24 protein-coding genes are annotated in these 25,424 nt (G+C 65.4%); 13 read left to right on the plus strand and 11 right to left on the minus strand.

The genetic code is table 11. The annotated features are described in order from the left end of the window. Positions 1 to 2: 2 nt before the first annotated feature. From egtB to gluQRS, 4 genes are all read right to left on the minus strand, one after another. The gene (gene egtB, locus ACREBX_RS16135; protein WP_431562755.1) at positions 3 to 1,268 is read right to left on the minus strand and encodes an ergothioneine biosynthesis protein EgtB; all 1,266 of its coding nucleotides are present in this window, start codon (positions 1,266 to 1,268) and stop codon (positions 3 to 5) included. Between the two features lie 231 nt (positions 1,269 to 1,499). Next, positions 1,500 to 2,081: a cob(I)yrinic acid a,c-diamide adenosyltransferase gene (locus tag ACREBX_RS16140; protein ID WP_431562756.1), complete on the minus strand. Its 582-nt coding sequence runs from the start codon at positions 2,079 to 2,081 to the stop codon at positions 1,500 to 1,502. 10 nt (positions 2,082 to 2,091) lie between these two features. After that, positions 2,092 to 2,316, minus strand: a complete 225-nt coding sequence (locus tag ACREBX_RS16145; protein ID WP_431562757.1) for an HIG1 domain-containing protein — start codon at positions 2,314 to 2,316, stop codon at positions 2,092 to 2,094. Between the two features lie 9 nt (positions 2,317 to 2,325). Beyond that, positions 2,326 to 3,177 (minus strand): tRNA glutamyl-Q(34) synthetase GluQRS, encoded by an 852-nt coding sequence (gene gluQRS, locus ACREBX_RS16150; RefSeq protein ID WP_431562758.1) that lies wholly within the window; start codon positions 3,175 to 3,177, stop codon positions 2,326 to 2,328. Between the two features lie 170 nt (positions 3,178 to 3,347). On the opposite strand from gluQRS, the gene ACREBX_RS16155 reads away from it, so the two are divergent. The 3 genes from ACREBX_RS16155 (at position 3,348) to ppc (ending at position 7,162) form a co-directional block, all read left to right on the plus strand. Then, positions 3,348 to 3,914 (plus strand): HNH endonuclease, encoded by a 567-nt coding sequence (locus ACREBX_RS16155; RefSeq protein ID WP_431562759.1) that lies wholly within the window; start codon positions 3,348 to 3,350, stop codon positions 3,912 to 3,914. An 82-nt stretch (positions 3,915 to 3,996) separates the two neighbouring features. Then, entirely contained in the window at positions 3,997 to 4,422 is a 426-nt protein-coding gene (locus ACREBX_RS16160) for a YbaY family lipoprotein (RefSeq protein WP_431562760.1), read from the plus strand. Between the two features lie 61 nt (positions 4,423 to 4,483). Continuing rightward, positions 4,484 to 7,162, plus strand: coding sequence for a phosphoenolpyruvate carboxylase (ppc, locus tag ACREBX_RS16165; RefSeq protein WP_431562761.1), 2,679 nt, complete (start codon positions 4,484 to 4,486; stop codon positions 7,160 to 7,162). Between the two features lie 198 nt (positions 7,163 to 7,360). Here the strand turns inward: ppc and ACREBX_RS16170 are convergent, their stop codons facing one another. The 4 genes from ACREBX_RS16170 to ACREBX_RS16185 all read right to left on the minus strand — a co-directional run bounded on the left by ACREBX_RS16170 (position 7,361) and on the right by ACREBX_RS16185 (position 11,454). Then, a complete protein-coding gene (locus ACREBX_RS16170; protein WP_431562762.1) occupies positions 7,361 to 7,879 on the minus strand; it encodes a hypothetical protein in 519 nt (172 codons plus the stop codon). Between the two features lie 150 nt (positions 7,880 to 8,029). Then, the gene (locus tag ACREBX_RS16175) at positions 8,030 to 8,833 is read right to left on the minus strand and encodes an SDR family oxidoreductase (protein ID WP_431562763.1); all 804 of its coding nucleotides are present in this window, start codon (positions 8,831 to 8,833) and stop codon (positions 8,030 to 8,032) included. A gap of 153 nt (positions 8,834 to 8,986) precedes the next feature. Beyond that, on the minus strand, positions 8,987 to 10,120 hold the full coding sequence (locus tag ACREBX_RS16180) for an acyl-CoA dehydrogenase family protein (RefSeq protein ID WP_431562764.1): 1,134 nt from the start codon (positions 10,118 to 10,120) through the stop codon (positions 8,987 to 8,989). 137 nt (positions 10,121 to 10,257) lie between these two features. Next, positions 10,258 to 11,454, minus strand: coding sequence for an acyl-CoA dehydrogenase family protein (locus ACREBX_RS16185; protein ID WP_431562765.1), 1,197 nt, complete (start codon positions 11,452 to 11,454; stop codon positions 10,258 to 10,260). A gap of 172 nt (positions 11,455 to 11,626) precedes the next feature. Between ACREBX_RS16185 and ACREBX_RS16190 the strand changes: the two genes are divergently transcribed. The 10 genes from ACREBX_RS16190 (at position 11,627) to ACREBX_RS16235 (ending at position 22,800) form a co-directional block, all read left to right on the plus strand. Then, positions 11,627 to 12,499: an SDR family NAD(P)-dependent oxidoreductase gene (locus ACREBX_RS16190; protein ID WP_431562766.1), complete on the plus strand. Its 873-nt coding sequence runs from the start codon at positions 11,627 to 11,629 to the stop codon at positions 12,497 to 12,499. Beyond that, positions 12,496 to 13,956, plus strand: a complete 1,461-nt coding sequence (locus tag ACREBX_RS16195; protein ID WP_431562767.1) for an MFS transporter — start codon at positions 12,496 to 12,498, stop codon at positions 13,954 to 13,956. The genes ACREBX_RS16190 and ACREBX_RS16195 overlap by 4 nt, the downstream gene beginning before the upstream one ends. A 110-nt stretch (positions 13,957 to 14,066) precedes the next feature. After that, on the plus strand, positions 14,067 to 15,356 hold the full coding sequence (locus ACREBX_RS16200; RefSeq protein ID WP_431562768.1) for an acyl-CoA dehydrogenase family protein: 1,290 nt from the start codon (positions 14,067 to 14,069) through the stop codon (positions 15,354 to 15,356). 22 nt (positions 15,357 to 15,378) lie between these two features. Further along, positions 15,379 to 16,470, plus strand: coding sequence for a Zn-dependent alcohol dehydrogenase (locus tag ACREBX_RS16205; RefSeq protein WP_431562769.1), 1,092 nt, complete (start codon positions 15,379 to 15,381; stop codon positions 16,468 to 16,470). After that, positions 16,467 to 17,534, plus strand: coding sequence for a phosphotransferase family protein (locus ACREBX_RS16210; protein WP_431562770.1), 1,068 nt, complete (start codon positions 16,467 to 16,469; stop codon positions 17,532 to 17,534). Before ACREBX_RS16205 ends, ACREBX_RS16210 begins: the two co-directional genes overlap by 4 nt. Further along, positions 17,531 to 18,307: an SDR family NAD(P)-dependent oxidoreductase gene (locus ACREBX_RS16215; protein ID WP_431562771.1), complete on the plus strand. Its 777-nt coding sequence runs from the start codon at positions 17,531 to 17,533 to the stop codon at positions 18,305 to 18,307. The genes ACREBX_RS16210 and ACREBX_RS16215 overlap by 4 nt, the downstream gene beginning before the upstream one ends. Continuing rightward, complete coding sequence (locus ACREBX_RS16220) at positions 18,307 to 19,110, plus strand: SDR family NAD(P)-dependent oxidoreductase (RefSeq protein ID WP_431562779.1); 804 nt, start codon at positions 18,307 to 18,309, stop codon at positions 19,108 to 19,110. Before ACREBX_RS16215 ends, ACREBX_RS16220 begins: the two co-directional genes overlap by 1 nt. Positions 19,111 to 19,122: 12 nt before the next feature. Further along, on the plus strand, positions 19,123 to 20,325 hold the full coding sequence (locus ACREBX_RS16225) for a serine hydrolase domain-containing protein (RefSeq protein WP_431562772.1): 1,203 nt from the start codon (positions 19,123 to 19,125) through the stop codon (positions 20,323 to 20,325). 60 nt (positions 20,326 to 20,385) lie between these two features. Then, on the plus strand, positions 20,386 to 22,419 hold the full coding sequence (locus ACREBX_RS16230; RefSeq protein WP_431562773.1) for a 3-hydroxyacyl-CoA dehydrogenase NAD-binding domain-containing protein: 2,034 nt from the start codon (positions 20,386 to 20,388) through the stop codon (positions 22,417 to 22,419). A 144-nt stretch (positions 22,420 to 22,563) separates the two neighbouring features. After that, entirely contained in the window at positions 22,564 to 22,800 is a 237-nt protein-coding gene (locus tag ACREBX_RS16235; RefSeq protein ID WP_431562774.1) for a hypothetical protein, read from the plus strand. Here the strand turns inward: ACREBX_RS16235 and mmsB are convergent. Genes mmsB through ACREBX_RS16250 form a run of 3 tightly spaced genes read right to left on the minus strand, consistent with a single transcriptional unit; the run spans position 22,794 to position 25,254 of the window. After that, positions 22,794 to 23,666, minus strand: a complete 873-nt coding sequence (gene mmsB / locus ACREBX_RS16240) for a 3-hydroxyisobutyrate dehydrogenase (protein WP_431562775.1) — start codon at positions 23,664 to 23,666, stop codon at positions 22,794 to 22,796. The two genes, ACREBX_RS16235 and mmsB, sit on opposite strands and share 7 nt — an antisense overlap. After that, positions 23,663 to 24,475: an arginase family protein gene (locus tag ACREBX_RS16245; RefSeq protein WP_431562776.1), complete on the minus strand. Its 813-nt coding sequence runs from the start codon at positions 24,473 to 24,475 to the stop codon at positions 23,663 to 23,665. Before ACREBX_RS16245 ends, mmsB begins: the two co-directional genes overlap by 4 nt. After that, on the minus strand, positions 24,472 to 25,254 hold the full coding sequence (locus tag ACREBX_RS16250; protein WP_431562777.1) for an enoyl-CoA hydratase-related protein: 783 nt from the start codon (positions 25,252 to 25,254) through the stop codon (positions 24,472 to 24,474). The genes ACREBX_RS16245 and ACREBX_RS16250 overlap by 4 nt, the downstream gene beginning before the upstream one ends. Positions 25,255 to 25,424 lie beyond the last annotated feature (170 nt).

Consider the following 25,424-nt stretch of genomic DNA (forward strand, 5'->3'; position numbering starts at 1 on the left):
GGTCAAAGATCCTTTGCGAGCCGCACGCCGGTGAATTGCCAGCGCTGATGGGGGTAGAAGAAATTGCGGTAGGAAGCACGCAAATGGCCGCGCGGGGTCGCGCAGCTGCCGCCGCGCAGCACGAACTGGCCGCTCATGAACTTGCCATTATATTCGCCGACCGCGCCGGGCGCGGCGCGAAAGCCGGGATAGGGGCGATAGGCGCTGCCGGTCCATTCCCACACGCAGCCGAACATCTGCCCAAGACCGGTGTCATCGTCGGCGGGCGCGGGTTGCACCGGTCCGACGGTATCGAGCTGCTGTCCGCCGTGCGGATCGAACGCGGCCGCCGCGGCTTCCCATTCCTGCTCGGTCGGGAGGCGCGCGCCCGCCCAGCTCGCGAAGGCGTCGGCCTCGAAGAAGCTGATGTGCGTCACCGGCGCGGCGGGGTCGACATCCTGCCAGCCCGACAGGGTGAAGTGTTGGCTTTCCTGCCAATAGGCCGGCGCCTCGATGTCCTCGGCCCGCACCCATGCCCAGCCGTCGCTGAGCCAGAGCGAGGGGGTATGATAGCCGCCGTCGGCGATGAATTCCTGCCATTCGCCATTGCTGACCGGGCGGCTGGCGAGCGCGTGCGCGGTCAGCAGCGCATCGTGGCGCGGGCCTTCGCAGTCGAAGGCGAAGCCGGTGCCGTCATGCCCGACCGCGGCCACACCGTCCGCACCCTTGATCCATTTCATCGCGGAAAACTGCGTAACTTCACTCGCGATTTGCTTTTCCCAGACCGCCGGACCGAGCGGATTTTGCGCGAAAAGATGCTTGAGGTCGGTGAGCAGCAATTCCTGATGCTGTTGCTCGTGATGGATGCCGAGGCCGACAAGCGTCAGCGCGCTCGCCGGGAGGTCGGGCAACGCGGTCTGGACCGCGGCATCGACATGCGCGCGCCAGATGCAGATTTCGTCGAGCGACGGGCGGGTGAGCAGGCCGCGATGCGGGCGCGCGTGGCGCGGCCCTTCGGCCTCATAATAGCTGTTGAAAAGGTAGGGATAGCGTTCGTCATGGAGCCGATAGCCCGCGACATGATCGCGAAGGACAAAGGTTTCGAAGAACCAGGTCGTGTGCGCGAGATGCCATTTGGCGGGCGAGGCATCGGGCATCGACTGCGCGCTCGCGTCGGCATCGGAGAGGGTCGCCACGAGAGCGAGCGACAGGCGGCGGGTTGCGGCGAAGCGTTGTGCAAGCTGCTCCATCGTGTCGGTCGTCGGCGAAGCGTCGGTGCGGCTGGCCATGGTGAGACAATCCCCGGAGGTGCGATTCGGTTTCGTATCGAACCCGATTATGGTTACGGCGCGCGCGAAAGTCTAGAACATTTAGGGAACAAGGTCATCCTCCCCGTCGCGCAGCGATGGGGAGGTGGCAGCGCGAAGCGCTGACGGAGGGGCGGTGACGCGGCCCCTCCACCACGCGCTGCCCGCGCGGGTCCCCCTCCCCACCGCTTCGCGGCAGGGAGGATATTTTTCTCAGCGCGTCGCGCCGGGTTTCCAGAGAATATCGCCGCCCGCCACGGCATTCAGGTGCCGGGTAAGCACGAAGAGATGGTCCGAAAGACGGTTGAGATAGTTCAGCGCAATCGGATTGAGGTCGCGCGTCGCGCCCGCCGCGACGGCGGCGCGTTCGGCGCGGCGCGTCACCGCGCGCGCAAGGTGCAGCCGTGCCGCGGCTTCGGTGCCGCCCGGCAGGATGAAGCTTTTGAGCGCATCCAGCGTGTCGTTCATGCCGTCGATCTCGTCCTCGAGCCGCGCGATCTGGCTGGGGACGATGCGCAGCGCCATGTCGTGCGGGCCGAAACCGAACTGGACGTCGGGCGGGGTCGCGAGATCGGCGCCGAGGTCGAACATCTCGTTCTGGATTCGCGCGAGCATCGCGGCTTCGTCGCTTGCCGGGTCGAGCGCCGCAGCGGCGATGCCGACCCAGCTGTTCGCTTCGTCGACGTCGCCGATCGCCGCCATCAGCGCGTCCGATTTGGCGACGCGCGAGCCGTCGACAAGCCCGGTGGTGCCGTCGTCGCCGGTGCGTGTGTAGATCTTGTTGAGCTTGACCATATGCGCCGGCCTATTTGCCTGCGGCGAAGAGGCCGATCAGCACGAGCAGGATGATCGTGATCGCCTGCCACTTCACGCGCGACATCATCATTTTGTTCTGCATCACCTGATTCTCGTGCGTGGTGCCGTCCATCTGGGCACGGTGGCCTTGCGAGAAATAGAAGAGCCCCCGCGCGAGCGAGAAGAGGACGAAGCCGGCGGCAATCACGACGCCAAGGATGAGCAGGATTTCCATGCACCCTATCTAGGGATTTTGCAGCGAATAGCCAGCGGGAAGCCGCCCGGCGGCCAAATCGGCGGCGAGCGCGCGCCCGTCGATTCCGGCGGCGCGAAGCGACGCGAGCGATGCCGCGGCATCGCGTTTCGCCAGCCTTTTGCCATCGGGGCCGCATACGAGCGCATGGTGGCGATAGCGCGGGGTCGGCAGATCGAGCAGCGCCTGGAGCAACCGGTGGACGTCGGTCGAGGCGATGAGGTCGGCACCGCGGATGACGTGCGTCACGCCCATCGCGGCGTCGTCGAGCGTGCTTGCGAGGTGATAACTCGCGGGCGCGTCCTTGCGCGCGAGGACGATATCGCCGTGCGCGAGCGGATCGGCGGTGCGTAGCCCCTGCCCCGCCTCTTCCCATGTGAGTTCGCCTGCTTCCGCCGCGGCGCGCGCTATATCAAGGCGCCAGCAATGCGGCTCGTGGGTCATGCGGCGCTCGCGCTCCGCATCCGGCAGGCCCCGACAGGTGCCGGGGTAGATCGCGCCCGATGGCCCATGCGGCGCCGACAGGCTGGCGGCGATGTCGGCGCGCGTGCAGAAGCAGGGATAGACGAGGCCGCGCGCGCGCAGATTGTCGAGCGCGGCGGCATAGTCGCCGAGCCGCGGCGACTGGCGCACCGGATCGCCATCCCAGTCGATCCCGAGCCAGGCGAGGTCGGCGAGCGACGCGCCGACATACTCCTCGCGCGAGCGGCTGCCGTCTATATCGTCGATGCGGATCAGGAACCGCCCGCCCGCGTTGCGCGCCGCGTCGTGCGCGAGCACCGCGCTATACGCATGGCCAAGGTGGAGTTCACCGGTCGGGCTGGGGGCGAAGCGGGTCAGCATAAGGCTGGTAAAATTTCCATATACTGTGCCGCCTTCGCATGAACCCTTCCATATCTTGCGATAAAAGCCCCCTTGACGTCAGATTCTGATGCGTCATGTAATACGCATGTCACTTGGGGAAGGCAGTGGCGCGCCAACCCGCGCAAATATGGGGGCAGCGTCCTAAAGCCATGTTCCATCCCGATCTCGCCCGGCATCCCGATAATTGTCCCGCCCTTGTCCTGAATGCCGATTATACGCCGCTCAGCTATTATCCCCTGAGCCTGTGGCCCTGGCAAACGGCGGTCAAGGCGGTTTTCCTCGACCGCGTCACCATCGTCGAAAATTACGAACGCGAAATCCATTCGCCGACGCGGACGATGTCGATCCCGAGTGTGATCGCGCTCCGCCAATATGTAAAACCGTCGCAGCACCCGGCGTTCACGCGCTTCAACCTGTTCCTGCGCGACCGTTTTTCGTGCCAATATTGTGGGTCGGACAAGGATCTGACCTTCGATCATGTCGTGCCGCGCCGACTGGGCGGGCGGACGACGTGGGAGAATGTCGCGACCGCCTGTGCGCCGTGCAACCTCAAGAAAGGCGGTCGCACCCCGCAACAGGCGCGCATGCCGATCTATCGCCAGCCGTGGCGCCCGACGAGCTGGCAACTGCAGGACAATGGGCGGGCGTTCCCGCCCGGCTATCTGCATACGAGCTGGATCGACTGGCTCTATTGGGATGTCGAACTGGAAGGCTGACAAGCGCACAACGGGTCGGACAGCATGGGTTCACCGGGATGGGGCTAGCGCGCCGCCCACCATTGAAAAAAGGAGAAACATCATGGTTCGCATTGCTCGCTTGCTCGCCGTCGGCATGGTCACCGCACCGCTGCTCGCCGCCTGCGCGACGGTCCCGCCCGCCGAAAAGCCCGTGTCGGTAACCGGCAGCATCACCTATCGCGAGCGCATGGCGCTGCCGCCGACCGCGCAGGTCGAGGTCACGTTGAGCGATGTCAGCCTGATGGACGCGCCGTCGAAGACGATCGCGCAGCAAAGCTTCACCGCCGACGGCCGCCAGGTGCCCTTTGGCTTTACGCTCACGGTCGACCAGCGCCAGCTCGACCCGCGCCACAGCTATGCGGTATCGGCGCGCATCACCGACGCATCGGGAAAGCTGATGTTCATCACCGATACGCGCAACTCTGTTGCGTTCGACGGCCGGCGGACAGTCGATATGGGGATGCTGACCCTGATCAAGACGCACTGATGTAACGCGCATAGCTATGCGCCGCTTGACCCTGCTTCTTCGCAGGTGCAGCAAGCGGCGCATGGGCCCGCCTATCCAGATCTCGCAAAATCCCGACATCCGCTATTTGGGGCGGATCCTTGGCGACGTCATCCGCGCCTATGGCGGCGACAAATTGTTCCGGCAGACCGAATATATCCGCTCGTCGAGCGTCGACCGCCACCGCGGCATCGCGGGGGCCGAGGCGATCGATCCGGGGCTCGATGCGCTGAGCCTCGACGACACGATCGCCTTCGTGCGCGGTTTCATGCTGTTTTCGATGCTCGCCAACCTCGCCGAGGACCGGCAGGGCGTCGCCGCCGAGCCCGAGGCGACGGTCGCGGCGGCGATCGAAAAGCTGCGCGCGGACGGGATCGACGGCGATGCGATCGCGGCGATGCTGAGCGCGTCGCTCGTCGCGCCGGTGCTGACCGCGCACCCGACCGAGGTGCGGCGCAAGTCGGTGCTCGACCACAAGAACCGCATCGCCGAACTGATGCTGCTGCGCGATGCGGGCGCCGACGAGACCCCCGAAGGCGATGTCGTCGAGGAGGCGATCCGGCGGCAGATCGTGCTGCTGTGGCAAACGCGCCCGCTGCGCACCGAAAAATTGTTCGTCGCCGACGAGATCGACAATGCGCTGACCTATTTGCGCGACGTCTTCCTGCCGGTGGTGCCGAAGCTTTATGCGCGCTGGGAAGCCGAACTGGGGCAGCGCCCCGCGAGCTTCCTGCGCGTCGGCAGCTGGATCGGCGGCGACCGCGACGGCAATCCCTTCGTCACCGCCGAGACGATGCAGCAGGCGACCGCGCGCAACGCCGCGGCGGTGCTCGGCCATTATATCGACGCGGTGCACCACCTCGGCGCCGAGTTGTCGGTGTCGGCGAGCCTCGCCGCCGTCCCCGACGCCGTCGAAGCGCTGGCCGAGGCGAGCGGCGATGCGGCGCCGAGCCGCCGCGACGAACCCTATCGCCGGGCGCTGTCGGGCATTTATGCGCGGCTGTGCGCGACCTATGCCGAGATCGTCGGGCGCGCGCCGCCGCGGCCGTCGGCGCTGGCGGGCAAACCCTATGTGACACCCACCGACTTCCGCCGCGATCTTGTCACCATCGCCGCCGGCCTGTCGGCGAGCGGCGGCGGCCAGTTCATCGGCATCGGTGCATTGGGGCGGCTGATCCGCGCCGTGGAAGTGTTCGGATTTCACCTCGCGACGCTCGATATGCGGCAGAACAGCGCGGTGCATGAGCGCGTACTCGCCGAGCTGCTGTCGGTATCGGGCGTGTGTGCCGACTATCGCGCGCTCGACGAAGAGGCGCGCGTCGCGCTGCTCACCGCCGAGCTGGCGAGCGACCGGCCGCTCGCCGCGCCGTGGCACCAGTGGAGCGACGAGACCGCGGGCGAACTCGCGATCGTTCATGCCGCCGCCGATGTTCGCGCGCGGCTCGGCAACGACGCGATCTGCCAGTGGATCATCAGCATGGCGCAGGATCTGTCCGACCTGCTCGAAGTCCATGTCCTCGCACGCGAAGCCGGGCTGTGGCGGAGCGGCGGCGAAGCGGGCCGGTCGAACCTGATGGTCGTTCCGTTGTTCGAGACGATCGCCGACTTGGGCCGCGCCCCCGCGATCATGGCGCGTTATTTCGCGATGCCCGAAATCGGTCCGCAGATCGGCCAGCGCGGGCATCAGGAGGTGATGATCGGCTATTCGGATTCGAACAAGGACGGCGGGTATCTGACCTCGACCTGGGGATTGCATCAGGCGTCGCAGGCGCTGACCCCGGTGTTCGAGGACGCCGATACCGCGATGCAATTGTTCCACGGCCGCGGCGGCGCGGTCGGGCGCGGCGGCGGCAGCGCCTTTGCCGCGATCCGCGCACAGCCCGCAGGCACCGTGCAGGGGCGCATCCGCATCACCGAACAGGGCGAGGTGATCGCCGCCAAATATGGTACGGCGGACGGCGCGGCGACGAACCTCGAGGCGATGGTGTCGGCGAGCCTGCTCGCGAGCCTCGAGCCCGAGGCGCTGAGCCACAAGGATGCGGCGCGCTTTACCGCGGCGATGGACCAGCTGTCGGACGGCGCCTTCGCCGCCTATCGCGGGCTCGTTTATGACACGCCGGCGTTCAAGGATTTCTTCCGCGCGATGACCCCGATCGCCGAAATCGCGACGCTGAAGATCGGGTCGCGGCCGTCGAGCCGCACCAAGTCGAGCGCGATCGAGGATTTGCGCGCGATCCCGTGGGTGTTCAGCTGGGCGCAGTCGCGCGCGATGCTGCCCGGCTGGTACGGCACCGGTGAGGGCTTTGCGGGGTTCGACGACAAGGCGCTGCTCGCCGACATGGCGGCGGGCTGGCCCTTTTTCGCGGCGCTGCTCGGCAATATGGAGATGGTGCTCGCGAAATCCGACATGGGGATCGCGGCGCGCTATGCCGAGCTGGCGGCGGGAATCGACGGGCATGACGCAATTTTTGGCCGCATCCGCGACGGGTGGAACCGCGCGCATGACGGATTGCTCGACATCACCGGGCAGACGCGATTGCTCGAGAAGAACCCCGCGCTCGAGGCATCGATCCGGCTGCGGCTGCCCTATATCGAGCCGCTCAACCTGCTCCAGATCGAGCTGATGAAGCGCCACCGTGCGGGCGAGACCGACCCGCGCATCGCCGAGGGCATCCAGCTGACGATCAACGCGATCGCGACGGCGCTGCGGAATAGCGGGTAGATCAAACCCCCTTCCCCCTTGATGGGGGAAGGATATGCAGCCTTATCGCGAAGCGATTAGGCGAAGTTGGATGGGGGTGATGGTGCGTTCACGCACTGCCGTCGCGGCCCGAGAGCGCACCCCCACCGCTGCGACTAGCCAGCAAGCTGGCAAGTCTCGCTACCCCCCCCATCAAGGGGGAGGGAATAAGGTCCGACCTCAGACCTTCGTGATCACCACTTCGCCCTTCGCATTCGCGCCGTCGGGGGTGAAGTTGATCCGGAAATCGGCGCCGTCCTTGTCCTTGCCCGCGAGCGTGTCGCCGCTGCGTGTGACCTTGACGCCCTTCTTGGCGAATTCGCCCGCCATCCAGTCGGCGGCCTTGGTCGGGGCGGCGGGCGAGGTGAAGCCGAGTTTGACCACTGCCTTGTCGGCGCCGCTCTTGTCGTTCGCGTCGACGTCGACCTTGGTGACCTTGCTGCCCGGATAGAGCTTCACCCCGTCGATATCGAAATCGTCTTCGATGTTCAGGTCGACGAAATCGGGGATGTCGATGTCGATCGCGGCGCCGTCGCCGCCGATCTTGATATTGCCGCCGTCCTTGCCGGTCTTGATCTGGACGCCGCCATGCTCGTCGCCGGCGTTGATCGAAACTTCGGTGCCTTCGCCGGTCCTTTTCTCCTCCGACCCGCAGGCGGCGAGGAGCATCATCGGGGGAATGAGGAACGCGAGACGCATCGACTATCTCCTTGGTGCATTAGTTATATAATACACTTGCGAGATGGGTAAGTCAATCAAGCCATCCCGTCACCCCGGACTTGATCCGGGGCCTGCCTTTTTGAAGGCAAGAAAGGCGGGTGCCGGGTCAAGCCCGGCATGACGAATAGCCTACGCGTCGATGCTGGTCCGCACATCGCCATGCACCAGCCCGCCATCGACGGTGATCGTGTCGCCGACGACATAGTCGCCCGCCTTCGACGCGAGGAAAATCGCGGCGCCAGCCATATCCTCGGGCACGCCGATGCGTTTGACCGGGATGCTCTGCGCGACCGCGTCGCCATGGTCGCGCGCCGCCTTGTTCATGTCCGACTGGAAAGCGCCCGGCGCGATCGCGGTGACGAGGATATGATCCTGCACCAGCCGCGCCGCGAGCCGCTTGGTCAGGTAGAGAATCGCGGCCTTCGACGCGTGATAGCTGTAGGTTTCCCACGGGTTGAGGCGCTGGCCGTCGATCGAGCCGATGTTGATCACCTTCGCCGGGCGGTCGGCGGTGCCGCCGCCCTTGAGCAGCCCGTGGAGCGCCTGCGTCAGGAAAAAGGGCGATTTGACGTTGATGTCCATCACCTTGTCCCAGCCCGCCTCGGGGAAGCCCTCGAACGGTTCGCCCCACGCTGCGCCGGCATTGTTGACGAGGATGTCGAGGCGCTCTTCGCGCGCTTCGAGTTCCTTGGCGAGCGCGCGGCAACCCTCGACGGTCGACAGGTCGACCGGCAGGCCGATGACCTTGCCGGGGTAGCGCGTTTCGAAATCGGCGACGGCTTCCTCGATCTGCGCGCTCTTGCGCGCCGAGATATAGACGCGCGCCGCGCCCGCGGCGAGATAGCCCTCGACGATCATCTTGCCGATCCCGCGCGAGCCGCCGGTGACGAGTGCGATGCGGCCGTCGAGGCCGAACATGTCTTGAAGGTTCATAGGGTCTTCTCCTCTAAAGCCCCTCCCCTTCAGGGGAGGGGTGGGGGTGGGGGCTCGCAGCGTAGAGCAAGGCCGATCGCCCCCACCCGCTGCGACTAAGCCAGCAAGCCGGCAAGTCTCGCTGCCCTCTCCCGAGGGAGAGGGACCAGGAAATCAGTAGCCGTTCATGCGGGCAACCTGGTCGATGTGGTAATGCACGTCGCCCATATACTCCGCCAGCGCGCGGTCGCGTTTCATATAGAGGCCGATGTCATATTCGTCGGTCATGCCGATGCCGCCGTGCATCTGCACGCCTTCGCGCACCGCGAGGTTGGCGGCGCGGCCGGCCTTCGCTTTCGCGACCGAAACCATCAGCCTTGCGCCCTCGTTGCCCCCACTCTGATTTTCGGCGTCGAGCAATTGCTGCGCCTTCATCACCGTGGCGCGCGCGACTTCCATTTCGCCGTAGAGATGCGCGGCGCGGTGCTGGAGGCCCTGGAACTCGCCGATCAGCTTGCCGAACTGCTTGCGTTCCTTGAGGTAGGCGACGGTCATGTCCATCGCGCCCTGCCCGACGCCGACGAGTTCGGCGGCGGCACCGGTGCGCGTGGCAGCGAGGAGCGCGTCGAGAATGTCGCCGCCCGCATCGACTTCGCCGATCACCGCATCGGCATCGACCTCGACGCCATCCAACGTGACATGGCTCGCAAGCGATGAATCGACGAGGCGGCGCGGGTCGGCGGTGACGCCCTTGGCGTCCTTCGGCACCGCGAACAGCGTGATGCCGCCGTCGGTCTTCGCCGCGACGATGCTCATGTCGGCGACATGGCCGTGGAGCACGAAGCTCTTCTTGCCGTCGAGGCGGAAGCCGTTGCCGGCGCGCGTCGCGGTGGTGGCGATGCGGTCGGGGCGGTGCTTGGCGCCTTCGTCGATCGCGAGCGCGACGATCGCCTCACCCGACGCGATCGCCGGGAGCCAGCGGCCCGCCTGCGTCCCGCCCGCTTTTGCCAGCGCGGCAACCGCGCCGACGCTGGTCGACAGGAAGGGCGACGGGGTCAGGTTGCGGCCGATTTCCTCGAGCACGATGCCCGCCTCCATATGCCCCATGCCGAGCCCGCCATGCGCCTCGGGAACGAGCATCCCGGGCAGGCCCATTTCGGTGAACTGCGTCCAGAGATCGCGCGAGAAGCCGGTGGCGTCGGCGCTGTCGCGCAGCTTGCGCAGGTGCGAGACGGGGGCTTGTTCGGCCACGAACGGCGCGATGCTGTCCTTGAGCATCGCCTGGTCGTCATTGTGATAGAGTGGCATTTTGTTTCTCCAGTTCCCCTCCCGCTTGCGGGAGGGGTTAGGGGTGGGTCAGCGACGTCGCATTTGCCCACCCCGCTGCGGCTAGCGAACAAGTTCGCAAGCCTCGCTGCCCCTCCCGCAAGCGGGAGGGGTGGATGTTACCCCCCCGGCAAATCCAAAATCCGCTTGGCGATGACGTTGAGCATGACTTCGCTCGTCCCGCCTTCGATCGAATTGGCCTTGGTGCGCAGCCACCCGCGCGCGCGCGCGCCGCCCTTGGTCTCTTCGCTGTCCCATTCGAGCGCGTCGCTGCCGCCGCCCGACATCACCAGTTCGTGGCGGCGCTTGTTGAGTTCGGTCCCGACATATTTCATCATGTTCGACGACGCCGGATGCGCGCGGCCGGTCTTCCACATGTCCATGAAACGCTCGCCCATCGCGCGATACGCAAAGACGTCGACGTCGAACGCCGCCATTTCGGCGCGCAGGATCGGATCGTCGAGTTCGCCCGCCGCATTCTTGCCGAATGCTTTGGCGAACGCCCCGCCGATGCTGACCATGTCGCCGCCTGCACCGCCGCCCGAGATCATCTCGCGTTCGTGGCCGAGCAGATATTTGGCGACGTCCCAGCCGCGGCCGACCTCGCCGATGAACTGCGTCTTCGGCACTTCGACATCGTCGAAGAAGGTTTCGCAGAAGGGCGAGTTGCCGCTGATCAAGAGGATCGGCTTGGTCGTCACACCCTTGCTCGCCATGTCGAAGAGCATGAAGGTGATGCCCTGATATTTATTCGCCTTGTCGGTGCGGACGAGGCAGAAGATCCAGTCGGCCTTGTCGGCGTAGCTCGTCCAGATTTTCGAGCCGTTGACGACCCAATGGTCGCCCCCCACTGGATCAGAAACTTCGTCGCCGAAGGTCTGCAAGCTCACGAGGTCGCTGCCCGATCCGGGTTCCGAATAGCCCTGGCACCAGCGGATTTCGCCGCGCGCGATCGGATTGAGATAGTGGACCTTCTGCTCTTCGGTGCCGAATTGCAGCAGCGCGGGGCCGAGCATCCAGATACCGAAGCTGTCGAGCGGCGAACGCGCATGGATGCGCTTCATTTCCTGTTTGAAAACCTTGGTCTGCTCGGGGGTCAGCCCGGCGCCGCCATAGGGCTTGGGCCAGTCGGGGACGGTGTAGCCTTTGGCGACGCAGGCTTCGAGCCACGCTTTCTGGGCGTCGTTCTTGAACACCCAGTTGCGGCCGCCCCAGCAGACGTCCCCTTCGTCACGCACGGGCTCGCGCATTTCGGCGGGGCAATTCGCCTCCAGCCAGTCCCGCACCTCGGCGCGGAAAGCGTCCAGTTCGCTCATCCTTTTGGCTCCTCTTCTGCCCCCAAATCTACGTCCGGTTCGCTAGTTTACGCAAGCGTCAACTTGGAGAAACGAGCCTGCCCTTACGGCGCCGTAGCGTCGGCTTGACCGCCGTTGACGCGTCACCTTTGGCCCCTAAGCTAAGTGGCAAAAGAAAACGGGAGAATGGGTCATGCGATTCGCAGGCAAGATTGCCGTCGTCACCGGAGCAGCTTCGGGAATCGGCAAAGCCACGGTATTGAAACTCGCGAGCGAGGGCGCGCACGTCTTCGCCGCCGACATCGACGAAGCGGGCGGACAAGCGCTCGCCGCGGCGTCGAACGGCAAGATCGACTTCGTCCGCTGCGACGTCACCAAGCCATCGGACATCGAGGCGCTGATGAATGAAGCCGCGGCGAAAGGCGGCGGGATCGACATCGTGTTCAACAACGCCGCCGCCGCGGGCGACCGCGCGCCGATCGACGAAATCAGCCCCGAGGGCTGGGACCTGACGATGGACCTCGTGCTGAAATCGGTGGCGATGGGCATCCGCTACGCCGCACCGCATATGAAGGGACGCCCCTCGACCCGCTCGGGAGGCGCATCGATCGTCAACACCGCGAGCGTCGCGGCGCTTGGCGCGGGCTATTCGCCGATCGCCTATGCGGTCGCGAAGGCGGGCGTGCTCCACCTCAGCAAAGTCGCGGCGACCGACCTCGCGCGCTATGGCATCCGCGTCAACGCGATCTGTCCCGGCTTCATCAACACCAATATCTTCACCTCGTCGCTCGACGTGCCCGACGAACATAAGGATCAGGCAAAGGCGATCATCGCGGGGATGAGTGAGGCCGCGCAGCCCGTCGCGCGCGGCGGCCAGCCCGAGGATATTGCCAACGCCGTCGCTTATCTGGCGAGCGAGGAGTCGAGCTTCATGACCGGCACGCATATGCTGGTCGACGGCGGGCTGACGATCGGCCAGCGCCACGCCTGGGACCCCGAAGCCCCCGGCCTGTTCGACGCCCTCGCCCAGATGGAGGAGGCCGCCAAGGCGGGAGCCCCGGCGTGAGCGCAGCGGCGGCGACAGTTCCGGCGCCCAAACGATTGCCCGTATGGCTGAAGGCCGTGCATGGCCTCGGCAGCATCGCCTATGGCGTCAAGGACAACGGTTTTTCGACATTCCTGCTGCTCTTCTACAATCAGGTGATCGGGCTTGACGCGGGCATCGTCGGCGCCGCGATCATGGTCGCGCTGATCGCCGATGCGTTCGTCGATCCGGTGATCGGCGAACTCACCGACCGCACGCGCAGCCGCTGGGGCCGCCGCCTGCCCTGGCTTTACGGCGCGCCGATCCCGCTCGCGATCGCGTGGATGCTGCTCTGGAGTCCGCCCGAAATGAGCGACACGATGACCGTCGCCTGGCTGATCGGCCTCGCGATCGTCGTGCGCTCGCTGGTGTCGATGTGCGAGGTGCCGTCGGTCGCGATCGTCCCCGAACTTACCGGCGACTATGACGAGCGAACCGCGGTGATGCGCTTTCGCTTCCTGTTCGGCTGGGGGGGCGGATTACTGATCCTTCTCCTTGCTTACGGCGTCTTTTTCGGCGGCGCGAAGGGACTCGTCGATCCCGAAGGCTATTTCCCCTACGCCCTCGCCGGCGCGCTGATGATGTCGGGCGCCGTGCTGGTTTCGGCGGCGGGCCAGCATAAGCGGATCGCGGTGTCGAACCTCGCCGATGTGAAGCCGGCGATGACGCTTCGCCATATCCTGCGCGATATGCGCGATACATTGTCGAACCACGCCTTCCTGTGGCTAATCTTCGCGGCGCTGTTCGGTTTCGTGAACCAGGGCATCACCTTTTCGATGAACAATTATCTGCTCGGCTTTTTCTGGCAGTTCACGCAGGGCGAGATGGTTGCTTATGTCTTCCTGCTGTTCGGCTCGATGATCGCCGCCTTCCTGATTGTCGCGCCGTTATCGTCGAAGCTGGGCAAACGCGACGCCGCGATCGTGGCGGGAGCGATCGCGCTGCTCGTTAACAGCGGCATCTATTTCGCCTGGATCCAGGGTGTCTTTCCCGGCCTACCGGGCAAACCTAGCGTCGCGGCGATGTTCGCGCTGGTTTTCGTTTCCAACGGCTTCTCGATCATCCTCATGATCCTCTCCTCGTCGATGATGGCCGACGTTGTCGAGGCATCGCAGAGCGAGACGGGACGGCGATCGGAGGGGCTGTTCTTCGCCGGATATTTCTTCATGCAGAAGTGCGCGACCGGCATCGGCATCTTCGCCGCCGGGCTGATCCTGTCCTTCGCGGCCTTCCCGGCCAATGCGAGGCCGGGCGAAGTCGGCAGCGACGTTCTCGGCAATCTCGCGCTCGGCTATGCGCTTTCGGTGCTCGTTATCGGCACGTTGGGGCTGATCGTGATGCGCAAATTCCCGATCTCGCGCGCCGATCACGAGGCGCGGCTCGCGCTGCTCGACGACGCCGCGCGCGCGGAGCCCGATGCCACGGGGGCGCATCCGTAACAATCGTGTCGCCAAGCGGCGGGATGATGTAATTTTCGGATCGCGGGACTTGGCAAGGCCCCCGAATCGGTCCAAGGGTTTACGTAAACGTAAAGGGAAAGGACGCGCAGATGGACTTCGATCTCACCGACCGGCAGGTCTATTGGCGCGACCGGGTGCGCGATTTTATCGAGCGCAAGGTTCGCCCCGCCGTCCCGACCTATGAAAAACAGGACAAGGCCGGCGACCGCTGGAAAGTCTTGCCTGTCGTCGAGGATCTGAAGGCCGAAGCGAAAGAAGCCGGCATCTGGAACCTCTTCATGCCGCCCAAGTCGGCCGCGCACCACCATGTCGACGAGACCTTCGAATTCGAAGGCCCCGGCCTCACCAACCTCGAATATGCGCTGTGCGCCGAGGAAATGGGCCGCGTCGGTTTCGCGAGCGAAGTGTTCAACTGCTCGGCGCCCGACACCGGCAATATGGAGGTGTTCCACCGTTACGGCACGGCCAAGCAGAAGGAAAAATATCTCGGCCGCCTGATGAACGGCCAGATCCGTTCGGCCTTTCTGATGACCGAGCCCAAGGTCGCCTCGTCCGACGCGACGAACATCGAAACGCGCATCGAGCGCGACGGCGACGATTATGTCATCAACGGCACCAAATGGTGGTCGTCGGGTGCGGGCGATCCGCGCTGCGAGGTCGCGATCGTGATGGGCAAGACCGACTTTGCCGCCAAGCGCCATGCGCAACAGTCGATGGTGCTGATGCCGCTCGATACGCCGGGGGTGAACATCCTGCGCCACCTGCCCGTCTTCGGTTATGACGATGCGCCGCACGGCCATATGGAAATCGAGCTGAAGGACGTGCGCGTCAATGCCGAAGAGGCGATGCTGCTCGGCGAAGGCCGCGGTTTCGAGATCGCGCAGGGGCGCCTCGGGCCGGGACGCATCCATCACTGCATGCGCACGATCGGCGTGGCGGAAGAAGCGATTGCGAAGATGGCGAAGCGGCTGCAGTCGCGCGTCGCCTTCGGCCGCAAGGTCGCCGAATACAGCATCTGGGAACATCGTCTGGCGCGCGCGCGCATCGACATCGAAATGACGCGCCTGCTGTGCCTCAAGGCCGCCGACATGATGGACAAGGTCGGCAACAAGTCGGCCGCGGCCGAAATCGCGATGATCAAGGTGCAGGCGCCGAACATGGCGCTGAAGATCATCGACGACGCGATCCAGGCGCATGGCGGCGGCGGCGTGTCCGAGGATTTCGGGCTGGCCAAAGCCTATGCGCATCAGCGCACCCTGCGCCTCGCCGACGGGCCCGACGAAGTCCACGAACGCGCGATCGCCCGCATCGAATTCGCCAAGCATAGCGAAGCGAGCGAGCCGGGCTTCTCGTCGGGCGACATCGGCGTTTCGCGTTAAAACCAGAAACCGGAGAGCAATAGTGACCAGAGCCGCGATTCTGATCGAACCGGGCAAGCCGCTGTCGATCGAAGACGTCGTCGTTGCCGATTGCGGCCCGCACGAGGTGCGCATTCGCACCGCTGCGTGCGGGCTTTGCCATTCGGACCTGCATTTCATCGACGGCGCCTATCCGCATCCGCTGCCCGCGATCCCCGGCCACGAAGCCGCGGGCATCGTCGAGGCGGTCGGCAGCGAAGTGCGCACGGTCAAGGTCGGCGACGCGGTCGTCACCTGCCTCTCGGCCTTTTGCGGTCATTGCGAGTATTGCGTCACCGGCCGCATGTCGCTGTGCATGGGCGGCGACACGCGCCGCCATGTCGGATCGGCGCCGCGCATCACGCGCCCCGATGGCTCACCGGTCAATCAGATGCTGAACCTCAGTGCCTTTGCCGAAACGATGCTCGTCCACGAGCATGCGTGTGTCGCGATCGATCCCGCGATGCCGCTCGACCGCGCCGCCGTCATCGGCTGCGCGGTGACGACGGGCGCGGGCACGATCTTCAACGCGTGCAAGGTGACGCCGGGCGAAACGGTCGCGGTCGTCGGCTGCGGCGGCGTCGGACTCGCCACGATCAACGCCGCGAAAATCGCGGGCGCGGGGCGCATCATCGCCGCCGACCCGGTTCCCGAAAAGCGTGCGCTGGCGATCAAGCTCGGCGCCACTGACGTGGTCGACGCGCTCGCCGACGATGCCGCGAAACAGATTCTCGAACTCACCAAGGGCGGCGTCGACCATGCGATCGAGGCCGTCGGGCGGCCGGCTTCGGCGAGCCTTGCGGTCGCGTCGCTGCGCCGCGGCGGCACCGCGACGATCCTCGGCATGATGCCGCTGTCCGAGAAAGTCGGGCTCAGCGCGATGGACCTGCTCTCGGGCAAGAAATTGCAGGGCGCGATCATGGGCGGCAACCGCTTCCCGGTCGACATCCCGCGCCTCGTCGATTTTTATCTCCGCGGCCTGCTCGATCTCGACAGCATCGTCGCCGAGACGATCCCGCTCGCCAAGGTCAACGAGGGTTTCGACAAGATGAGGAAAGGCGGCGCCGCACGGTCGGTGATCGTGTTCGACCAATGACGCTCGACGCGCAAAAGGCGTTCAGCGGCACTGTCGCGCCCGAGGGCGCCGATGTGCTCGACGAGGCGAAGCTGACGGCGTGGATGGAAGCGCATGTCGAAGGCTTCGAAGGTCCGCTGACCCAAGGCAAATTCGCCGGCGGCCAGTCGAACCCGACGTACAAGATCAGCGCGCCGTCGGGCAATTATGTGCTGCGCCGCAAACCCTTCGGCCCGCTGCTCCCCTCGGCGCATGCGGTCGACCGCGAGTATAAGGTGCAGGCGGGGCTCCACAAGATGGGCTTCCCGGTCGCGCGCCAGTACGGCCTGTGCACCGACGACGATGTCGTCGGCAGCTGGTTTTATGTCATGTCCATGGTCGACGGCCACACGATCTGGGACGGCGCGATGCCGGGATCGACGCAGGAGAACCGCCGCGCCACCTACGAGGCGATGATCGACACGCTCGCGGCGCTGCACAGCGTCGATGTCGAGGCCGCGGGGCTTTCGGACTTCGGCAAGCCCGGCAACTATTTCGGCCGTCAGGTCGACCGCTGGACCAAGCAATACCGGCTTTCCGAAACCGAGACGATGGACGAGATGGAGCGGCTGATCGCCTGGCTGCCCGCGACACTGCCCGAGCAGACGCGCACCAGCGTCGTCCACGGCGATTACCGCATCGACAATATGATCTATGCCAAGGATCGGCCCGAGGTGCTCGCGGTGCTCGACTGGGAGCTCTCGACGCTCGGCGATCCGCTCGCCGATTTCACTTATGTCGCGATGGCGTGGGTGACCGAAAATGGCGGCCGTTCCGGGGTGATGGATCTCGACCGCAAGACGCTCGGCATTCCCGAACTGGGCGAGATGGTCGAGCGTTATTGCGCCGCCACCGGCCGCGATGGCGTGCCCGACATGAACTGGTATTTCGCCTATAATTTCTTCCGCCTCGCCGGCATCATCCAGGGGATCAAGAAGCGCGTGATCGAAGGCACCGCCTCGTCGCAGCATGCCAAGGACATGTCCGAACGCGTTCGCCCGCTCGCCGAACGGGCGTGGGAATTCGCACGAAAGGCCGGCGCATGAGCCTGTTCGACATGACCGGGCAGGTCGCGCTGATCACCGGATCGTCGCGCGGCATCGGCAAGGCCACGGCCGAGGCGATGGCCGAACAGGGCGCCAAGGTCGTGATTTCGAGCCGCAAGGCCGACGCGTGCGAGGAAACCGCGGCCGAGATCAACGCGCGCTTCGGCGAGGGCACGGCGATCGCCGTTCGTGCAAATATCTCGTCGAAAGAAGAGCTGGAGATATTGGTCGCCGAAACGCGCCGCGCCTTCGGCAAGATCACCGCGCTCGTCTGCAATGCCGCATCGAACCCCTATTATGGCCCGGGGCTCGGGATCAGCGACGACCAGTTCCGCAAGATCATGGACAATAATATATTGTCCAACCACTGGCTGATCAGCATGGTCGCGCCCGAGATGCTCGAACGCGGCGAAGGATCGATCATCATCATCAGTTCGATCGGCGGACTGAAGGGATCGCCGATCATCGGCGCCTACGGGATTTCGAAGGCGGCCGACATGCAGGTCGCGCGCAATTTCGCGGTCGAGTTCGGGCCGCGCGGCGTGCGCGTCAATTGCATCGCACCGGGCCTTGTCCGCACCGACATGGCGCGCGCTTTGTGGGAAAATGAGGAAACCCTCAAACGATCGACCGCCGCCTCGACCTTGAAGCGCATCGGCGAGCCGCACGAGATCGCGGGCGCCGCGGTCTTCCTCGCCAGCAAGGCGGGGGCATTCACCACCGGCCAGACCATCGTTTGCGATGGCGGGGCCACGATTTCGGGAGGCGCATGATGGGCGCATTGGACGGCAAGGTTGCGATCATCACGGGTGCCGGTTCGGGCATCGGCCGCGCGAGCGCGCTGCGCTTTGCCGCCGAGGGTGCGAAGCTCGTCATCGGCGACAAGACGGCGGCGGTGCATGAAACCGCGCAGCTGGTGAAGGATGCGGGCGGCGAGGCCGTCGCGCTCGAAATCGACGCGGGTGTCGAGGCCGATGTCGCAAGGCTCGTCGCAACCGCGAAAGACACCTATGGCGCGCTCGACGTCGCCTTTGCCAACGCGGGGATCATCGGCGACATGGGCGGCATTTTCGATTTCGATCCCGTCGCGTGGGCCGAGACGCTGCGCGTCAATCTGATCGGCCCCGCGCTGATGGTGAAGCACGCGGGCAAAGCGATGGTCGACCAAGGCCGCGGCGGCGCGATCGTGCTGACCGCGAGCGTCGCGGGTTTGAATTCGGGCGCGGGCCCGGGTGCCTATTCGGCATCGAAAGCGGGGGTGATCAACCTCGCCAAGGTCGCGGCGCAGCAGCTCTCGACCAGCGGCGTGCGCGTCAACGCGGTGTGCCCCGGCCTCACCGAAACCGGGATGACCAAACCGACCTTCGACTATGCCAAGGCGAAGGAAATCACCCACAAGCTCGGCCAGCTCAACCCCCTGCGCCGCGCCGCGCAGCCCGAGGAACTCGCCAATGTCGCGCTGTTCCTCGCGAGCGACCAGGCGAGCTATGTCAATGGACAGGCGATCGCGGTCGACGGCGGGCTCACCAGCTCGCATCCGGTGACGCGCCAGTTGCTCGGCCAGACCTCGCACTGATAGATCACACACATGGCACATGGATTCGACACCGCGCGGCTCGACCGCATCCCGGCCTTTCTCGCCGCCAAATATGTCGACACCGGCCGGCTGCCGCACGCCGCGACGCTCGTGTCGCGGCGCGGCGAGATCGCGCATGTCTCGTTCATCGGCGAGGCGAGGCCGGGTGAGGCGCTGAAAGAGGATGCGATCTTCCGCATCGCGAGCATGACCAAGCCGGTCACCAGCATCGCGTTCATGATGCTGGTCGAGGAGGGCAAGGTCGCGCTGTCCGACCCGCTGGTGAAGTTCTGCCCCGAGTTCAAGGATACCGGCGTCTTCGTCGCGGGCGGCGGCAATGTCCCGTTCCTCACGCGCCCGCCGGTGCAGCCGATCCGCATGGTCGACCTGCTCCGCCACACCGCGGGCTTTACTTATGGCTTTCAGGAGCGCACGCCGGTCGACGCGGCGTACCGCAAGGCAAAGATCGACGATTTCGACGCCGATTACACGATGGACAGCTTCATCGCCGCCCTCGCGAAGATTCCACTGCAGTTCGACCCCGGGGCGCACTGGAATTATTCGATGGCGACCGACGTGCTCGGCGCGGTGATCGAACGGATCGAGGGCAAGCCTTTTGCGCAAGTTTTGCAGGAGCGCATCTTTGGTCCGCTCGGCATGGTCGATACCGGCTTCAAGGTGCCCGCCGACCAGCAGCACCGGCTGACCGACGCCTATGCCTTTCATCCCAAAGACAAGACGCAGGATTTCGACAGCGGCGCGAAGAGCCGCTGGGCGAAGGATCGCAGCTTTCATTCGGGCGGCGGCGGGCTCGCCTCGACGCTGCACGATTATCACCGTTTCTGCCTGATGCTGCTCGGCGGCGGCAAGCTGGGCGATGTGCGGATCATCAGCCGCAAGACGCTCGACCTGATGACGTCGAACCACCTCCCCGGCGGCGGCGACCTGGTCCAGCACAGCGTCGGCATTTTTTCCGAGGCGGAGAATGCGGGGATCGGCTTCGGCCTCGGCTTCGCGGTGAACGAAAGCCCAGCGCAAACGATGACCCCCGGCTCGGTTGGCGACTATTATTGGGGCGGCATGTTCTCGACCGGTTTCTTCGTCGATCCGGTCGAGCAGATCTGCACGGTCTTCATGACCCAGCTCATGCCCTCCTCCACCTATCCCGTGCGGCGCGAGGTCAAGACCTTTGTTCACGCCGCCATCGACGATTGAAGATGCAACACCTCTTTCCGTTCGCCCGCGCGAACGGACTCTAAATTGAAGGAGTCTCCCATGTCCGAAGAAACCCCCGTCAGCGTTACGCTGGAGAAAGACGGCGACGTCGCCGTCATCATCGTCAACAACCCGCCCGTCAACGCGCTGAGCTGGCACGTCCGTCAGGGCCTTGAGGATCATTTCGGCGCCGCGCTCGCTGACGATAGTGTCAAGGCGATCGTCCTGCGCTGCGCCGGCGCGACCTTCATCGCCGGCGCCGACATCAGCGAATTCGGCAAGCCGCCGCGCGGCCCCGATTTCAACGCGGTGCTCAATAGTATCGAAGCGGCGTCGAAGCCCGTCGTTGCCGCGATCCACGGCACCGCGCTCGGTGGCGGGCTCGAGACCGCGCTCGTCTGTCATTACCGCATCGCAGTGCCCTCGGCGAAGCTCGGCGTGCCCGAGGTCAAGCTCGGCTTGTTGCCCGGCGCGGGCGGCACGCAGCGCCTGCCGCGCGTCGTCGGCGTCGAAGCCGCGGCGACGATGACCTCGACCGGCGATCCGCTGCCCGCTGCCAAGGCGAAGGATCTCGGCCTTGTCGACGAACTGGCGGGTGAGGACAGCTTAGCGGCCGACGCGATCGCCTTTGCGCGCGCGAAGATCGCCGACGGCCCGCGCCCGACGCGCGAGCGCCCGGTGTTCGGCGACGTCGCGGTGATCGAACAGCTCAAGACCGCCAACGCCAAGCGCTGGCGCGGGTTCGAGGCGCCCTATGCCAACCTTGCCTGCGTCGAGGCGGCGACGCGCCTGCCCTTCGAGGAAGGGCTGGCGTTCGAGCGCGAGCAGTTCATGAAGCTGATGTTCGGCAGCCAGTCGGCGGCGCAACGCCATATCTTCTTCGCCGAACGTCAGGCCGCGAAGATCGACGGCCTGCCCAAGGACACGCAATTGCGCGACATCAAGAAGGTCGGCGTGATCGGCGCGGGCACGATGGGCGGCGGGATCAGCATGAACTTCCTGCAGAAGGGCATCCCGGTCACCATCGCCGAGATGCAGCAGGAAGCGCTCGACCGCGGCACCGGGGTGATCCGCAAGAATTACGAAGCGTCCGCCGCCAAGGGCCGCTTCAAGCCCGAGCAGGTCGAGCAGATGATGGGCATCCTCACTCCGACGCTCAACCTCGAGGATCTCGCCGACTGCGACCTGATCATCGAAGCCGTCTATGAGAATATGGATGTGAAGAAGGAAATCTTCGCGAAGCTCGACACGATCGCCAAGCCCGGCGCGATCCTCGCGTCGAACACCAGCTATCTCGACATCGACGAGATCGCGACCGCGACGAGCCGCCCCGGCGACGTGCTCGGCATGCATTTCTTCTCGCCCGCCAATGTCATGAAGCTGCTCGAAGTCGTTCGCGGTGAGAAGACCGCGCCCGACGCGCTGGCGACGGCGATGGCGATCGGCAAGAAGATCGGCAAGGTCGCGGTGGTCGCGGGCGTGTGCGACGGCTTTATCGGTAACCGCATGCTGAAACCGCGCCAGGTCGAGGCGATGAACCTCCTCATGGAAGGCGCGACGCCGCAGCAGATCGACAAGGTGCATGTCGAATTCGGCATGCCGATGGGTCCGTTCCAGATGAGCGACCTCGCCGGCGTCGACATCGGCTGGCACCGCGACCCGACGCGGATCGAAAGCATCCGCGACGCGCTGGCCGCGGTCGGCCGCTGGGGGCAAAAGACCGGCAAGGGCTTTTACGACTATGACGAAAAGCGCAACCCGAGCCCGAGCGCCGAAGTCGCCGAAATCATCGAGGATTTCCGTGCACGGTCGAACAAGGCGAAGCGCGAGATCAGAGATCAGGAGATCATCGAGCGCACGCTCTATCCGATGGTCAATGAAGGCGCGCTGATCCTGTCCGAGGGCAAGGCGCAGCGCGCGTCGGACATCGATGTCGTGTGGATCTATGGCTATGGCTGGCCGGTCTATCGCGGCGGCCCGATGTTCTGGGCGGGGCTGGAAGGCACCGACAAGATCGTCGCGGCACTGGAGAAGCATGGCTTTGCGGTGGCGCCGCTGCTCAAGGAAAAGGCGGAGGCGAAGTCGGGCTTCTAAGCCCTCCTCCGCTTACCAAGATCAGGCCGTCTGTCCCAGCGCGGGGCAGGCGGCCTTTCTTTTGCCCTGCTGGCGCCGCAGGCATGAGCGAAAAGCTGCGATTCAGGGTTAAAGCACTGGCAGGACCTGCCGTTACGGCAGAGCATGAACGCCATGTCCGTCCTCGCCGTCCTCCTGCTGACCGGCAGCGTGCCGGTGGCCGCACCCGTGGCGACGCCGCAGGTGACTGCCGTCGCTGTGGCGCGCGCGCGGATATTGGCGCCCGCCGAGGTGCGGCGGGTCGACGGGCGGCTGGACGTACGCATTGGGCAGCGCAAGGCACCGACGCAAGTGCACCACACCGAACGCCGCGACGGCGGCGAGACCGCCGACTTTTACTGAAGCGTCTTGATGATCGCCGAAAAGTCGCGGCCGTCCTTGTCGGCCTCGACGAACGCCTCGTAGAGCTCTCGCGCCTTGCTTCCCATCGGGACATCGGCATCGACACTTGCCGCGGCCTCCACCGCGAGGCGGAGATCCTTGAGCATCAGCGCCGCGGCGAACCCGCCCTTGTAATCATTGTCGGCAGGCGTCGTTGGTCCGACCCCGGGGAGCGGCGCATAGCTGGTGAGCGACCAGCACTGCCCCGACGACACGCTCGCAATGTCGAAGAATTTCTGCGGATCGAGCCCGAGCTTCTGCGCGAGCGCGAGCGTCTCGCACGTTGCGACCATCGACGCGCCGAGCAGCATGTTGTTGCAGATCTTTGCGCCCTGCCCCGCGCCGGCGTCGCCGGCATGGATCACCGCCTTGCCCATTTTCGCGAGGATCGGCTCGGCGCGCGCGAAGCCATCGTCGGTGCCGCCGACCATGAAGGTCAGTGTGCCCGCGTTGGCTGCTGCGATGCCGCCCGAGACGGGGGCATCGACCGCGACGAGGCCCTTGGCGGTCGCCGCTTCGATGTTCGATCGCGCAGTTGCGACGTCGATCGTCGAGCAATCGAGGAGCAAGGTGCCCGGCGCGGCGTTCGGAAAGACGTCGTTTTCATAGACCGACGCGACATGTTTGCCGGCGGGGAGCATCGTCACCACCGCCTCGGCACCGGTGACGGCTTCGGCCGTAGATGCGGCGCGCGCGCAGCCCGCCTCGACAGCGCGCGCCAGCGCTTCTTCGCTAAGGTCGAAAGCGCGGACCTCGTGCCCCGCCTTCGCCAAATTCGCGGCCATCCCGCCGCCCATGTTGCCCAGTCCGATGAAAGCGATTTTCATGTCTTCTCCTCCAAGCCGAGCGCGGCTTCGCAAATACGGGCGATCACCGCGCCGCCCTCCGTCGCCGCGGCTTCGTCCGCAGGCGCAAATTCGGTGATCGAAAGGCCGACCAGATCGTTCGTGGCCGCAAGGCGGCGGACCAGCGCGACCGCCTGGGCGACCGACGGGCCATCGGGTTCGCGATAGGCGAGGTGCGGAAACTCGTCTGGATCGAGCACGTCGAGATCGAAATGAATGTGAAGCTTTCGCCCCGCGAGCTGTGTTTCGTCCAGCATGGCAAGCTGCTTTTCGCGCCCGAAATCCAGATCGCCCTGATCGCCGACCCGTACATATGAATAGAAAAAATGTCCGGGATCGATCGGCGCGCTGAGCAGGCGGCGCATCGGTTCCGCCGCGTGCCCCATGATCGCGCTTACCGGCATGCCGTGCAGATGGCCGCTAGGCGAGGTCGCGGGCGTATTCGCATCGCGATGCGCGTCGATCCAGACGATGTGCAAGTCGGGATGGCGCGCCGAAAGATGGTCGATCACCGCGATGTCCGCTGCACAATCGCCGCCGGCCATCAGAACCCTGTCGGGCGAATGGTTCGCGAGCAGCGCCTGCGCCGCCACAAATTGTTCCAACAGCGCATTCCAGCGCACAACGCCGTGGGTGTCTCCCGCCGCTTCGCTCAACGGAACGTCGACGCGCGGTGCGAAGCGCGCGCAGATCGAGGCAGTCGCCGCAGCGCCGCGCGGCAGATTTTCGTGCCGGCCCGACCCCTGCCATTGGGGATAGGCCAGCATGAGATCAAAATGGGTGCGCGTCACCGGCCCTTCCACACGCCTTCGCGTTTTTCGATGAAGGCGGCCATGCCTTCGGCCTTGTCCTCGGTCGCGGCGAGGATCTGGAACAGGCGGCGTTCGTAGATCAGCCCCTGGTCGAGCGTCGTTTCGAACGCGGCGTTGACCATGTCCTTGTTCACCATCGCGGCCATCGGCGGCATCGCTGCGATAACAGTCGCCGTCTTTACCGCTTCCTCGACGAGGCTTTCATGTTCCACAACGCGCGCGACGAGGCCCGAACGCTCGGCCTCGGCTGCGTCCATCATCCGGCCGGTGAGGCACATTTCCATCGCCTTCGCCTTGCCGATCGCACGCGTCAGCCGCTGCGACCCGCCCATGCCCGGCGCGACGCCGAGCTTGATTTCGGGCTGGCCGAACTTCGCCTTGTCCGACGCAATGATGAAATCGGCCATCATCGCGAGCTCGCAGCCACCGCCGAGCGCAAAGCCGTTGACCGCGGCGATCCACGGCTTGCGGACCTTTTTCACAAAGTCGCTCGTCCATTTCGAGAAGAAATCTTCGAGGTAGAAATCGGATGCCGGCTTGTCGGCCATTTCCTTGATGTCGGCGCCCGCGGCGAACGCCTTGTCGCCCGATCCGGTGAGCACGGCGCAGCGCTGGCCGGGATCGGCTTCGAACGCCGCGAACGCCGCGATCAGGTCGCCCAGCACGCCCGAGTTCAGCGCGTTGAGCGCCTGCGGACGGTTGAGCGTCACCAGCGTAACGGCGCCGCGCGTTTCGACGAGGAGGGTTTCATAGGTCATTCAAATGATCTCCAGATTATCGTCATGCCGGACTTGATCCGGCATCCAGACCTCCTCGCAAGGCATGAATGGACCCCGGATCAAGTCGGCGATTATCCCCTTACGACATGTAAGCGGCTGTTCCCCGGCGAAGGCCGGGGCCCAGGGCGTCATCGGGCAACCGTGGCTTT

The organism is Sphingopyxis sp. (genome assembly GCF_050725655.1).
Taxonomy (GTDB): domain Bacteria; phylum Pseudomonadota; class Alphaproteobacteria; order Sphingomonadales; family Sphingomonadaceae; genus Sphingopyxis.